Origin of the sequence: Anabaena sp. CCY 0017 (genome assembly GCF_963920885.1) — a bacterium.
Classification (GTDB): domain Bacteria; phylum Cyanobacteriota; class Cyanobacteriia; order Cyanobacteriales; family Nostocaceae; genus Nodularia.
On the sequence record NZ_CAWUDG010000011.1, the window covers coordinates 20387 to 34216 of the forward strand.

Genomic DNA, 13830 nt, shown 5'->3' on the forward strand with positions numbered 1-13830 from the left:
CCCCAGCTATAACAGTGCCTGCTTTTTACTCTAGTTGATAACTTTCTTGATACCATCGAGAAAAACTTGAAAACTACGAGATTTGTTTTCAGTCAAGGATAAATAGGGCGCGATCATCCTAGAATGAGTGCCGGGATAATATTCTGAAACTAACTTTCTGAGTTCTTCTTTCGCGGAGTTGAGTCTATCGGGGTTACGAAACTTGGTTTGATTTTGTTTTTGACTCAAACTTTCGGGTTTTAGTCCATAGGCTGTTTCGACTGCGACTAAATCACCCAAAAACCAAGATTCTAGTTCATGACATACTATTCGGATCAGTATGTTTTTGTTTCCTGCATTTTGACAAATTTCTAAAAGTTCTGATTTGAGTTTTGTACAGTCATGGGAGTCTTGATCGTGAACAATAACAAATTTTGTGGCAGGGTTAAATTGAAAGGCTCTAATTTTCTTTGGTATAGATTTAGCTAAGTCCTGTTTACCTTGGTGAGGAATCAATCGATCAGAAATTTCATCAGGAATTATTTTGGGTAAGATTTCTTTTAAAACATTTTCTATAGAAGGTTCTTCTAATAAAAAGATAATATCGTAACTCATTAGGGAGCAACTCCTTCAAACCAGCCTTGATTCCAGAGATATCCGGGTAAATCTCCTGCTTTCACTAAGTTTTGCAGGGTTTCATTATCGCTGGCTCGGAAAATTTTTGTAGTCCCTTGTTCTTTTGTCAGCCAGAAAATACTGTCTAGGGGAACAGCATTCAAAAAGTCGGGGGAGTGAGTAGAAACAAAGACTTGTCCGCCTCTATGGGCATAACTGGCAAATTCTTCAGCAAGTTCGTGAAGCAAACTAGGATAAAGTTGGTTTTCGGGTTCTTCGACGCATAGTAAAGGATGGGGTTTAGGATCGAAGAGCAGAATTAAATAGGCAAACATTTTCATTGTGCCATCAGAAACATAGCGATCTATAAAGGGGTCTTTAAAAGCTTGGTCTTGAAACTTGAGGATTAATCTGCCGTCTTCTGTTTCTTTTGCTTCTACTTTGGAAATACCGGGGACTCTTTCCTGCATTTTTGTGAGGATGGTTCGGAATATATCGGGATGGTTTTGATAAATATATTGGGCAACGACTGCCATATTATCGCCTGTGGGGGAGAGATGTTCGGCATAGAGTGCGTCTTTGCTGCCTCTGGCATCGCTGATATGGAAGTCGGAAACGTGCCAATTTTCAATTAGTGAACGGAAGGCGCTGGCGGCTTTGAAACGTTGAAACTGCCCCAGTCCTTTAATTGCTAAAATATCATTGGATTCGAGTTGTTGTTCTTCCCGTTCTAGTTCTTCGTCGGTCTGTTCAAAGTTTTCTTCATTGGTGATGGCATATCCTTTACCGTTCTGGAACTTGAGAAATTGATAGGGAGAACCGTATTCGCCGCGTTTGTACCGGAGAATTTCTCTTTTAACTAAGGGTCGTCTTTCTTCTTGTCCAACATTTAAAATATAGGTAACGAGGCGCTCTGTTTCCAGAATATTCATGCGGAATTTTAGTTCTATTTCAATATCTTCTTGTTCTTTGCCTCTAGTGACGACTTCATTAAATCCACCTCGGATCTGAAGGGCTTGACGAATGTTATTTTTTAGGGCATCGCGGAGAAAACCAAAAATATCGAATAGTGTAGATTTACCTGTACCATTGGCTCCGATGATCACGCAAAAGGTGGGAATTTCTGTGATTTCTACAGATTCAAAGGCTCGATAATTTTTAATTTTTATAGAAACAATTTTCATAACTAAATCTACCTTAAAAAGAACAGTATTGATGATTATTACCCATTTTTACCTGCTTTTAATTTGGGATAAGCAATGCGCTTGTGGTGAAATTGCTGCCAAACATCGACAAAGATTTGACTGATTTCTGACATTTCTTGCCGTGTCAGTCCTGAATCTACCATTTGATTGTCTTGCCATTTGGCACGAAGAATATTATTGAGCATGGCTAAGGCTTGCTCTGGAGTGGCATCTTTGAGCGATCGCAATGCCGCTTCACAGGAGTCTGCTAACATGACTATGCCTGTTTCTCTTGATTGGGGAATTGGTCCGTCATAGCGAAAATCAGCATCATCTAGGACTAAGGTGGGATCTTCCTGGCACATTTGTTGTGCTTGGTGATAGAAATAGGCAATCAACATCGTTCCTTGATGCTCAGGAATAAAAGCTTGGATCGCTGTGGGTAAAAGGTGTTTTTGCGCCATTACTAACCCTTCCGTGACGTGCTTTTTGATAATGGCTGCACTTTTCCAAGGATCTTGAATCTCGGTTTCGTGTTTATTTGGTCCCCCCATTTGATTTTCAATAAAACCCAGAGGGTCGTGCATTTTGCCGATATCATGATACAGAGTTCCCGCCCTGACCAGTTCTACATTACATCCCAGTTTTTTAGCAGCAGCTTCAGCTAAAGTAGCGACTAACAAAGTATGTTGAAAGGTTCCAGGGGTTTCAGTGGCTAGTCGTTTTAATAAGGGGCGATTCGGATTGGCTAGTTCAGCTAATCGAATCGGAGTAACTAAATCAAATACCTTTTCTAAGTAAGGACTTAAGCCCAAGGCGACAATACTCCAGGCTAAACCAGATAAAGCAAATAATCCTGATTTTTGAAGTACGAAATACCAACCGCCGCCAAATGCTGCACCGATGAGGAGCTTCATAATTAGGTATACACCACCCTGAGTCACAGCGATCGCCACACCTAATAATGCTAACTCTTCGCGCGATCGCAATTTTTGCGCCATGCTACTACCCAATATTCCCGCCGCCCCACCAGCCAACAGCGAAATCATGCTGATTTCTAAGGTCATTGGTAAAATTAGCAACAGTAGTCCCACAACAGTCACACCCAAAGCAGGTGCATAGAAGCTACCCAACAATAAACCAACGGCGCTCCAAGTTGTATAAGGTACACCCAAGGCTAGCACGCCTGGGGTACTTAGGGTCAGCAGCAGTACTAATACGTAATCGCGTTGCCGCAATTTGCACTTCATTCGTTTTCCAACTAGAACAAAAATGCCAATTGCTGCGGTGACAGTGGCTGCTAATTTTGTCAGTTCTAGCCAGTTATTCTCCCGGCGAATTAATTGATAATGTTCCAGAACATCAAAGTGCCATTTAGTAATGTCCTCTCCTTTGGTGACAATCAGTTCTCCTTGCTGCACCTCCACCATCACAGGTAATACACCATCTGATGCTTGCTGTATTTGTTGTTTGGTTTGTTCCTCATCATTCTTGAGATTTGGTTGCAGCACAGACAACAACAATTTGCTGACCAAGGGTTCGGAATTTTTGGGTACAAAGTCCTGTACGTTGAGTTTCACCGCATTCTGGAGAATACTTGAGGGTAATCCTGGGGGAATTCCTTGAGCTAGAATCCTATCTGCACTCTGGCGAATTCCTGTTTGTGCTTGAACCCATTCGTTGTCTGATAATTTCAGGAGGGCAGTTTCGCTGTAAATTTTCTGGGAATTAGCTTTTTCTGGTTGTAAAAGTTGGATTTTGGCTTGAGTATATGATTGACGTACTTGGGAGGTTTGGACAATGAGTGAATCTAAATTTCGCTCTGAAGTTGAGGCGCGATAAGCTTTTAGTTCCGCTACCGCTTGAGTAAAGTCAGTGTTTTGGGAAATATTAACGGGTTTTTCTGCTATAGGAGACAGAAACAGAGGTAGACTACCGGAATTGAGGAGACTAGACAGTGATTGGTGTTCTGTAACTGGTGAACCCGTAGATGATGGAAATAAAGGCAGATATTGGGAAGTTGGAAGTTTTTGAGCTATACCACCTGGTTGTCTATTTCCGGAGATACTGCTGTTTTTGCCAACTAACAAGTCTGATTTTTGTTGGCTAGTATTTTTTAAAGTAATCAGTAACGTTTTCCATTCCGAGGCAGAACAAGAGCGAAGATAATGCTGTGTAGGAATAGATAACACTGATGTATCAAAAAAAGGAAAAACTCCGGCAGTAGTCCGAATTTTATTGCCTTCATCCAGAAGTTGCTGTAAATTTTTGTTGATTCTTTCAGTCCTTTGGACATCGACCATCAACACGGGAATGGAACTTCTACTAGCGGCTTGGCGTTGGGCTTCTGTTTCTTCTTTATCCTCAATGCTAGCAGTATAGGGTGCTTTCATCGTTTCGGGTGCAGGAGTACCTACTGCCAACTGGGGTTGATTATATAATTTATTCCCTATAACCCCTGTAAGAGATACTACAGCGATCGCTAAAACAACAGAAGAACGCTTAGAATGCACCCAGCCTAGACATACTGCATCAATTCCCCGTCGAATCCTGAGCGTTTTTGCCATTGTTCTGTGTGCTATTTCTGGTTTTGGGTGTTCGCTGTTGTCAAAAGACTGAAAAAATCGCTGCTTTTTCATATTCTCTGGAGCCGCCTTACTTTGATCTCTCAAAACAAGACAATCCTCAAAAAAGCCCAAGCTGTGGTGGACGCGATGAGAACATCGGTGATGGTATCTGGTTGAAGCCGATTGCACACAATAGCTACCTACAGATAATGGTGATATTTGGTGAGTAGAAAATTACTAAATTTTCTATTCATGATCTGGTATTTTGCGCCTACATCTGGAACGGTGACTATAACATTAACGCGACTGGATAATGCGAGGAGATGCAAAGACGCAAAGTTGAGCTTGTTCTTCATATCTGACACATCCCTCCTCTGGGTAATCTTTTAAATGTAAGGCGGGATCATACACTCCTGACCATACAGCAACAAGCGCATCAGCTAATTCTAGCACCTGGGAAAAATTTGTTAGTTCCCCAGAGGCTAAATTAGTTGGACATAATAAAACCCGCCATTTTACGGGAATACCCGCAGTACTGTTGTAAGCTCCTGATAATGCCCCAGTAATTGTAGTGATGATTTGGGAATCTAAATTTTCAGTTTCTCTTCGCCAGATGTTATCCTGGTGATTAGCCCGCAGAACGGCTACAGGTAAGTCTTCCAAGGTGCTGAGAAAGCAATAAAACGCCATAGCAATTAGATTACTCGGCTCGTCTTGTCTACTGAATTCTGCTTGTGCCGATTCTAACCCAACTCCTTTATCTAAGATATTATTAAGTTTTAGTAACTTTTGTGGTAAAAGTGTGGATGTTTCCCCAATAAAGGCGATGATTTCCGGTATGAGGGTTTGAGGATGAAGTTTTTCTGTAAAACATTGCGCGATCGCATATCCTACTGCTAGTGTGCCATCTCTCACAATTGGATCATTTTTCCATATTTGCAACATATCCAGCAAGTTTTGTCGCAGGTTAGCCGGATTCTCATGAAAAAAAAGTGCCACTGGTAATGTGGCAATAATCGCTTTTGGTAAAACACCATCAATGATATCTAAATGAGGATATTTTGTTTGATGAGCTTCTAGCCAATTATTGATATCTAATTTGCCTAACTCGATGAGGCTTTGGGCGCTCAGAACTGCTATTTTGCTGACATCAGAACCAAAATAATCGTGCTGATTAGCATCCTTCGCTAAAACTGCACCCAGTAATGCCCCTAATAAAGTACCTTTATACCGATTAACCAGTGGGTAGCGCATATTCACAAACAAATAAATCTTAACTTATTTATTTCTGAGATGATGCACTAAAGCCTGTAAGCCCAGCAAATAACTCTGCACCCCAAAACCACTTATTTGTCCTATAGCTACGGGAGCGATGAAAGAATGGTGGCGGAAGTCTTCCCGGCGATAAATATTGCTCAGATGTACTTCTACTGTAGGTAGGTTAACACCAGCGATCGCATCCCGCAAAGCTACACTAGTATGCGTATAAGCCCCGGCATTAATTAAAATTCCCTGATGCTTTCCTAAAGCCCCATGAATAGTATCTACCAAAACCCCTTCATGATTTGACTGCACAGGAATTACTTTCGCCTGAAACTTCAAAGCTTCTTCTTCTAACAAGCGATTAATTTCAGCCAGCCCCAAGGAACCATAAATTCCTGGTTCTCGCTGCCCTAGTAAATTTAAATTTGGCCCGTGCAGCACTAAAATGCTGATAAGTGGCGAAGATGAGTTCAATTTCTTTTGGCTACTTAACGACGACGTGTTCGCTCGTGTACAGGAATCGGAATTAATTCCGGTTCTGGCTCGCATTGTGGCCCCAATAAGCCTTCAATCAGCTTGCGTGCCAACGCCTTCAGCTTTTCTAGCACTTTATCTATATAGTCCATTGAACTGATTGCTCCTGAGATACTACCTCAATATTTTGACTCATAGCTACGCAGAACTCGCGTACTTTATGCACCTGCTATATAAATACTAGACAAAACTAGACTTTATTTCTTACTTCATCGGGAGCATGGGAGCAGCTATCCCTCAGTAAGCTTTCACGCTGTAGCCCAACGCGATTAATTCATTCTGGAAGTGAGCTACTTCTTAAATTTGGAGTTGTTATCCCCCCTACTTTTTAGAGTATCACATTACAAAGCTACATAATGGCATTTCACTAATCATGAGTCTCATGAGCAAAAGCCAAAAGTCCAGAGTTAGCAGGTTTTAACAACTATGGACTTTTGATTCTTGACCTTAACTAACCTTCGGCATCATTTTTTTTAGCGCTGGTCTTAGATGATTTAGCCGTTGACTTGGCTCGTGAAGTTGTGGCTTTACTCGTTTTGCGAGTAGTTTTTTTGGTAGATGCTTTGGTTGCCAATAATTCTAGCGCTGTAGATAGGGTGACATCTTCTACCGATTCACCTTCTGGGATGCTCACATTAACTTTGCCGTGCTTAATATAAGGACCATAGGGGCCATCATAAATATTCACAGGCGTACCTTCATCCGGGTGCATACCCAATTCGCGTAAAGCGGCCTTAGACTTGCTACTGCTAGAGCCACGTCCCTTTTTCGGTTCAGCTAATAACTCTAATGCCCGTTCTAGGGAAACTGTCAGCACATTATCAGCCGCTTTGAGAGAGCGATAGTCTTTACCTTCCTTACCCTGGTCGTGAACGACATAAGGGCCAAAACGCCCCAAACTGGCTTGAACCTTCTTACCTGTGTCAGGATGTACTCCCAAGGTTCGAGGTAGAGCCAAAAGACCCACAGCCATGTCTAAGGTGACATTTTCGGGAGTGACACCTTTAGGTAGAGAAGTTTGTTTGGGTTTGGGATTTTCTTCAGTTTTATCACCTAACTGTACATAGGGGCCGTAAGTACCAATTTTCAGATAAATTGGTTCACCCGTTTCAGGATGCCGACCTACTTGGTCAGGCCCCACGGTTTTTTGCCGCAGCAGCACTTCTACCTGTTTCGGGTCGAGGTCAGATGGTGTCAGGTCTTTGGGAATTGAGGCAGTAATTACAGTGCCATCATTGTCAACTTCGATGTAAGGGCCATATTTGCCAATGCGGACTTTGGCATCTAAATTTTCCAGTAATACCGTTCTGGCTTGACTGGCATCGATTTGACTTTCCTGTTCTCTAACTAAAGTTTCTAAACCTTTGTCTCCCAGATAAAACTCCCGCAAATAAGGCAACCACTTAGCTTCGCCTGTGGCAATATCATCCAGGGTTTGTTCCATCTTGGAGGTGAAACTGGGGTCTACAACATCCGGGAAATGTTTTTCTAGAAGGTTGGTGACGGCAAAAGCAGTGAAAGTCGGAATCAGGGCATTACTGATCAATTGGGCGTAACCCTTATCGATGATTGTGCCGATGATACTGGCGTAGGTACTAGGGCGACCAATGCCTTCACTTTCTAAGGTTTTTACTAGAGTAGCTTCGGTATATCTGGCTGGTGGTTGGGTTTCGTGACCTACGGCTTCTAAATCAGTACATTTTGGATGATCACCCACTTTCAAACTAGGCAAAATCACTTCCTGATCTTCTAAAGCCGCATCTGGATCATCTGACCCCTCCACATAAGCCCGCAAGAATCCTGGAAAATCAATGCGCTTACCAGAAGAACGAAAGCCAGCATCTTCAACTTGCAACTGGACGCTAATTTGGGTTTGCCGACAGTCAGCCATTTGACTGGCAACAGTGCGCTTCCAAATCAAGTCATAAACCGCAAGTTCCCGACCACCTAAACCAGTTTCTTGGGGAGTACGGAAAGTACTACCCGCCGGACGAATGGCTTCGTGGGCTTCTTGTGCGCCTTTCGATTTGGTGGTGTATTGCCGAGGTTCGGGACTGAGGTAGTTTTTACCATAAAGTTGTTCTACACAGCTACGAGCAGCCGTCAGCGCCTGATCAGATAAATGCACGGAATCTGTACGCATATAGGTGATATAACCTTGCTCATACAAATTCTGGGCAGTTCGCATTGTGTCTCTGGCGGAAAGACGCAGTTTGCGGTTGGATTCTTGTTGCAGTGTGGAAGTAGTAAACGGTGGCGCAGGTTTACGCGTTACGGGGCGTTCGTCGATGCTGTTAACATTCCAGGTTTTCCCGGTCAAGCGTTCCTGGAGAGCTAAAGCTTCCTCTTCGTTGAGCAACAAGACATTGCGACCAGCAGTGATTTGTCCAGTGGCTGCGTCAAAATCACTACCAGTAGCGACTTTGGTTCCTCCCAGTGTGGTTAATTGGGCAGCAAAGGCAGTTTTTTCCTGCACCAAGCTAGCTTTTAAATCCCAATATGTCCCTTCATGGAAGGCGCGGCGTTGGCGTTCCTTTTTGACTAAAAGTCGTACAGCTACAGATTGGACTCGCCCAGCAGATAATCCCCAGGCAATTTTTTTCCACAGCAAGGGAGACAGGGTATAGCCAACCAATCGATCCAAAATGCGCCGTGTTTCTTGGGCGCGAACTAACTGCTCATCAATATCACGGCAGTTATTCAAAGCTTTTTTAATAGCTTCTTGGGTAATTTCGTGAAACACCATTCGCTTAGTCGGAACTTTGGGCTTCAGCAATTGGTATAAATGCCAACTGATGCTTTCACCTTCCCGGTCTTCGTCAGTTGCCAGAATCAGTTCATCCACACCTTTGAGGGCATCTTTGAGCTGGGTAACAACTTTCTTTTTGTCTTTGGGGACAACATACACCGGTTCAAAGTCTGCGTCTACATTTACCCCCAGCTGCGCCCACCGTTCCGCTTTCACGGCGGCGGGAATTTCACTAGCCGATTGGGGTAGGTCACGGACGTGACCCATAGACGCTTCCACCCGATAGTCTTTTGGCAGGTAGTTGCGAATGGTACGAGCTTTGGTCGGAGATTCGACGATGACGAGAGTTGACATGGAAATTTCAAGAAAAATAATAGCTGTCTAGCTAAACAGTCAAATTGATGTAATTTCGGTGAAATTTCAAGATAAAACGTCACGCTTAGGTCTGTGATTTTATCCTTACACAAGCTGCCCGCTAGGGCGAAAATATGCTAAATAAACGGCACAGTTTTTCCTGGAGGATAGGTTAGAGGAATGCTGGATGTGAATTGCCAGCTATTTCAATCTTTAACTTATCTAGGGCATAATTGGCGAATATAGTTTTCAAAATACCCCTGTAGTTTAATCACGCTAATACCTTACATTAACTCCTTTAATTCAAATGGAGTCAGTGGAGGCAGGATAGAGATGGGAGAAAATTCATCCATTAAAATTTAGATAATCAGCGATAAAAATATTAAATACATAAAAATTTGCATAATAATACCATAGTCATTGGTCACTGGGAAGTTACCGTCTTCTCCTCCTTGCACCCTGCACCCTGCACCCTGCCCTCTTCTCCCCTGCGTCTTCCCCCAGTTCCTAAAAATATAAATGCAACTTTGGTGAATAACAATAGATAGAATAAACTCAGCTAGCCTTAATGTCTAATCGTCAAAACCTATATATCTCATGGATTTTGCTAATCTTACATCCCAGTTGAATGCTGGAACGATTTTGCCAGAGGGGATTGTAATTGTCACCCTCTTAGGGGTTTTGATTGTTGATTTGATTTTGGGACGGACATCTTCACGCTGGATTGGATATCTGGCGATCGCCGGTTTAGTCGCTGCGGTGGGCGCACTCTATCTTCAATGGGATGCAACTAATCCCATCTCCTTTACCGGTAGCTTTATTGGTGATGACCTCAGTATCGTCTTTCGCGGTATTATCGCGTTGTCTGCTGCTGTCACTATATTGATGTCAATTCGCTACATTGAGCAGAGTGGTACTGCTTTAGCCGAATTCATCGCCATTTTGCTGACGGCAACTTTGGGAGGAATGTTTTTATCCGGTGCTAGTGAGTTGGTGATGATTTTTATCTCACTAGAAACTCTCAGTATCTCCTCTTACTTGCTCACAGGTTATACCAAGCGTGACCCCCGCTCTAACGAAGCTGCGCTAAAATACCTGTTGATTGGAGCTTCCAGTACGGCAATATTTTTATACGGCGTTTCGCTGCTGTACGGTCTATCCGGTGGACAAACCGAATTGAATGCGATCGCTAACGGTATAGCCGCCGCTAATGTTGGTCAATCTTTAGGTTTGGTAATTGCGCTCATTTTCGTGATTGCAGGTATCGGCTTTAAAATTTCGGCTGCACCCTTTCACCAGTGGACACCAGACGTTTACGAAGGCGCTCCCACCCCAGTGATTGCCTTTTTATCTGTCGGTTCTAAAGCAGCTGGGTTTGCCCTAGCCATTCGCTTATTGACAACAGTCTTCCCTCTCGTTGCTGACGAATGGAGATTTATTTTTACTGCCCTTGCAGTTCTGAGTATGGTGTTGGGTAACGTCGTCGCCCTCGCCCAAACCAGCATGAAACGGATGTTAGCTTATTCATCCATTGCTCAAGCTGGATTTGTGATGATTGGCATGATTGCCGGCACTGAAGCAGGATATGCCAGTATGGTATTTTACCTGATGGTCTACCTGTTCATGAACTTGTGCGGGTTTACCTGCATCATTCTGTTCTCCCTACGGACAGGAACCGACCAAATTGCCGAATACTCTGGCTTGTATCAAAAAGACCCACTCCTAACACTAGGATTGAGTATCTCCCTACTTTCATTAGGTGGTATTCCGCCATTAGCTGGGTTCTTTGGGAAAATTTACTTGTTCTGGGCTGGTTGGCAAGCTGGACTTTACTGGTTAGTTTTACTAGGCTTAGTTACCAGCGTTGTCTCCATCTACTACTACATTCGCGTAGTCAAAATGATGGTAGTCAAAGAACCCCAAGAAATGTCTGAGGTAGTCAAGAATTACCCAGAAATCCGGTGGAATTTACCTGGATTTAGACCTTTGCAAGTGGGACTGATTGTAACTTTAATTGCCACTACCATTGCCGGGGTTTTGTCCAATCCCCTATTTACATTGGCTAACAATTCTATCTCTAACACTGCAATGCTACAAGCCACACTTCTTGAGAGAACTCAGGTAAGTGCAATTGTCACACAGCAACCAGAAGAGTTGTAAGTTGTAGTCTGATTAACTCATGGCTAAAACTGTAGGGGTGCAAAGATTTGCACCCCTATAGCAAACAAAGTGCTGAGTGCTGAGTAGAAACCAAGTATGGGCGGGTTTCTTAAAATTATTATTAGTAATTGAGCATATCTGTCATAGCTTGGGTGGCGTAGCCATACCCGCCCCTACATCAAAGCTTTCAGTAATCAATAATGTATGTCCTAACCTTCCTGGCGGTTGCTATAAAAGGAATTTTAATAAATAATTTTTAAAATAAATATTTTGCTCTAGAATAACATATTGTTTATGAATTTTTATGGGTTGTCACAAATGGGAATGGTGATGATAAACTCTGAACCTTTACCCGGTGTTGAGTACACTTCCAGACTTCCCTTATGCTTTTCTACAATAATTTGATGGGCAATCGATAATCCTAATCCAGTACCCTGACCGACGGGTTTAGTTGTAAATAAATATTCAAATAATTTATGCTGGATATCGACTGACATTCCCACTCCATTATCCTTGATCCGAATTAACACATGATTGGCATCTTTAATCAGCCTTGTCTGAATTGTAATTTGATTAGGATTAGCTTCAATTTCATCATAGCTCCGCCCTATATTAGATTCTTCTAAAGCTTCAATGGCATTAGCTATTAAATTCATAAATACTTGATTCATTTGACCGCTAAAGCATTTAACTTTCGGTAAATTATCGTAATCTCTAATTATTTCAATATCAGGACGACTTTGAGATACTTTCAAGCGGTGTTTGAGAATCATGATTGTACTGTCAATACCATCATGAATATTACAATACACTTTGCGATCGCTATCTTCACGAGAAAAGGTGCGTAAACTGGTGCTGATATTGCGAATGCGTTGCACACTCTCTTTCATTGAAGCAATTAAGTTAGGTAAATCAGCACGCATATAATCTAAGTCTATGGCTGCGATTTCCTCTTGAATTTCTTTAACTGGGTCAGGATAGTGCTGCTGATATAGATTAATCAGGTTGATCATATCTTGGAAATATGCTGAAGTATGACCAAGATTGCCATAAATGCAACCAACTGGATTATTGATTTCGTGAGCAATCCCTGCAACTAATTGACCAAGAGCCGACATTTTTTCTTTTTGGACAAGTTGAAGTTGAGATTTTTGTAATTCTTCTAAGGCTTGAGAAAGTGCTGCTGTTCTTTCTGCTACTCTTTGTTCTAAGGTTTTGGTGAGATGCCGTAATTGCAGATGAGTATGAATTCTCGCTAAGATTTCTTCTTTTTGAAAAGGTTTGATTATATAGTCTACTGCACCCAAAGCAAAACATTTAACTTTAGTATGTGTATCAGAAATTGCCGTCATGAAAATTACAGGGATATCACGAGTTTTTAAATTTTCTTTCAGCTTTTTACAGGTTTCCAGCCCGTCTATTTTAGGCATCATCACATCTAATAAAATCAAATCAGGTAGTCTATCTTGCACCTGTTTCAAAGCTACTTCTCCATCAATAGCGGTAATAACTTCAAAGCCTGAATGCGTCAGTGCCTGAGAAACTATTTCTAGATTGGTAGTTGTATCATCTACGATTAAAATTAAGTCTTTCTCTGGCATATTAGACATATATATTGGTGAATCGTAATCAGCTTTGCAATTATTTTTTCTGTTTAATTATGCTGAAATCCTATTGTATTATTTGGTCGTGGGTTGGAAGCAAGTCCGTATTCTTGGATGCAGGCTCATTACCTGAATGTGAGACATGAGTCAACATTGTTTCTCTACTGTTCTTCAAAGATAGTAACCGGGACGGAATCGCTACCCTTTATTCACTAGTTTTCCCAAAAACGTATTGATTATTACTATTTCTATGAAATCACAATACGCCACACATAGATTCCGCCGGATATCTTTGTTCAATGTCCCATTTCTATATAGCGGTATGCACTTCAATGAAGTACATCATAGCCCCCTCCTCGCACCCCCCTCGCACCCCCCTCAACGGGCTACGGTGTACACACAAGTGATCTGATCCCCCTAAATCCCCCTTAAAAAGGGGGACTTTGATTCTAGTTCCCCCCTTATCAAGCAGGGCTGTTTCATTCGCTTGTGTTGGAGATTTGTCAAGAGGATAATCTCACGCAAAGGCGCAAAGACGCAAAGAAAAATTAGGTATTTCGGGCTGAAGACACCAAAATTTTTTGTCCTAATTGTGGATTTGCCCTCAATTTTTATCTGTTTGACCCTTGCAATTTTAACCCTTTTAGGGAACGAAACAGCCCTGCCTTATCAAGGGGGGTTAGGGGGGATCGAAACGCTCTTAGGCAACTTGATAAGACTTGTGTGTACACGGTAGCCTCAACGGGGGGAAGAAAAGGATAAACCTTTGATATGGGAGGGGGTTGGGGTGTGGTTCTTGTATGTCACTTAACTGATAACCG

9 protein-coding genes are annotated in these 13830 nt (G+C 42.3%); 1 reads left to right on the plus strand and 8 read right to left on the minus strand.

All coding sequences use genetic code 11. The features are described from left to right. Window positions 1-30: 30 nt before the first annotated feature. The 7 genes from ACM0OW_RS14620 to topA form a co-directional block, all read right to left on the minus strand. Window positions 31-594 (minus strand): DUF4276 family protein, encoded by a 564-nt coding sequence (locus ACM0OW_RS14620; RefSeq protein ID WP_414550825.1) that lies wholly within the window; start codon window positions 592-594, stop codon window positions 31-33. Next, a complete protein-coding gene (locus ACM0OW_RS14625) occupies window positions 594-1778 on the minus strand; it encodes an AAA family ATPase (RefSeq protein ID WP_414550826.1) in 1185 nt (394 codons plus the stop codon). Before ACM0OW_RS14625 ends, ACM0OW_RS14620 begins: the two co-directional genes overlap by 1 nt. Window positions 1779-1816: 38 nt before the next feature. After that, entirely contained in the window at window positions 1817-4345 is a 2529-nt protein-coding gene (locus ACM0OW_RS14630) for an HD family phosphohydrolase (RefSeq protein WP_414550827.1), read from the minus strand. 297 nt (window positions 4346-4642) lie between these two features. Beyond that, entirely contained in the window at window positions 4643-5599 is a 957-nt protein-coding gene (locus ACM0OW_RS14635) for an ADP-ribosylglycohydrolase family protein (protein ID WP_414550828.1), read from the minus strand. Window positions 5600-5623: 24 nt separating this feature from the next. Then, window positions 5624-6082 (minus strand): type II 3-dehydroquinate dehydratase, encoded by a 459-nt coding sequence (aroQ, locus tag ACM0OW_RS14640; protein ID WP_414550829.1) that lies wholly within the window; start codon window positions 6080-6082, stop codon window positions 5624-5626. A 14-nt stretch (window positions 6083-6096) separates the two neighbouring features. After that, on the minus strand, window positions 6097-6234 hold the full coding sequence (locus ACM0OW_RS14645) for a hypothetical protein (protein ID WP_414550830.1): 138 nt from the start codon (window positions 6232-6234) through the stop codon (window positions 6097-6099). A 359-nt stretch (window positions 6235-6593) separates the two neighbouring features. Continuing rightward, window positions 6594-9245 carry a type I DNA topoisomerase gene (topA, locus tag ACM0OW_RS14650; protein ID WP_414550831.1) on the minus strand — a complete coding sequence of 884 codons (2652 nt, stop codon included), beginning with the start codon at window positions 9243-9245 and terminating at the stop codon, window positions 6594-6596. Between the two features lie 597 nt (window positions 9246-9842). Between topA and ACM0OW_RS14655 the strand changes: the two genes are divergently transcribed. Further along, on the plus strand, window positions 9843-11405 hold the full coding sequence (locus ACM0OW_RS14655) for an NAD(P)H-quinone oxidoreductase subunit N (RefSeq protein WP_414550832.1): 1563 nt from the start codon (window positions 9843-9845) through the stop codon (window positions 11403-11405). 302 nt (window positions 11406-11707) lie between these two features. Here ACM0OW_RS14655 and ACM0OW_RS14660 read toward each other — a convergent pair whose 3' ends face one another. Beyond that, entirely contained in the window at window positions 11708-13015 is a 1308-nt protein-coding gene (locus tag ACM0OW_RS14660) for a response regulator (RefSeq protein WP_414550833.1), read from the minus strand. Window positions 13016-13830 lie beyond the last annotated feature (815 nt).

Excerpts from the sequence above, each read along its gene's own strand:
- ACM0OW_RS14645 (WP_414550830.1), bottom strand. The coding sequence starts at position 6,234 with ATGGACTATATAGATAAAGTGCTAGAAAAGCTGAAGGCGTTGGCACGC.
- ACM0OW_RS14635 (WP_414550828.1), bottom strand. The coding sequence starts at position 5,599 with ATGCGCTACCCACTGGTTAATCGGTATAAAGGTACTTTATTAGGGGCA.
- ACM0OW_RS14655 (WP_414550832.1), top strand. The coding sequence starts at position 9,843 with ATGGATTTTGCTAATCTTACATCCCAGTTGAATGCTGGAACGATTTTG.
- ACM0OW_RS14630 (WP_414550827.1), bottom strand. The coding sequence starts at position 4,345 with ATGGCAAAAACGCTCAGGATTCGACGGGGAATTGATGCAGTATGTCTA.
- ACM0OW_RS14625 (WP_414550826.1), bottom strand. The coding sequence starts at position 1,778 with ATGAAAATTGTTTCTATAAAAATTAAAAATTATCGAGCCTTTGAATCT.
- ACM0OW_RS14660 (WP_414550833.1), bottom strand. The coding sequence starts at position 13,015 with ATGTCTAATATGCCAGAGAAAGACTTAATTTTAATCGTAGATGATACA.
- topA (WP_414550831.1), bottom strand. The coding sequence starts at position 9,245 with ATGTCAACTCTCGTCATCGTCGAATCTCCGACCAAAGCTCGTACCATT.
- ACM0OW_RS14620 (WP_414550825.1), bottom strand. The coding sequence starts at position 594 with ATGAGTTACGATATTATCTTTTTATTAGAAGAACCTTCTATAGAAAAT.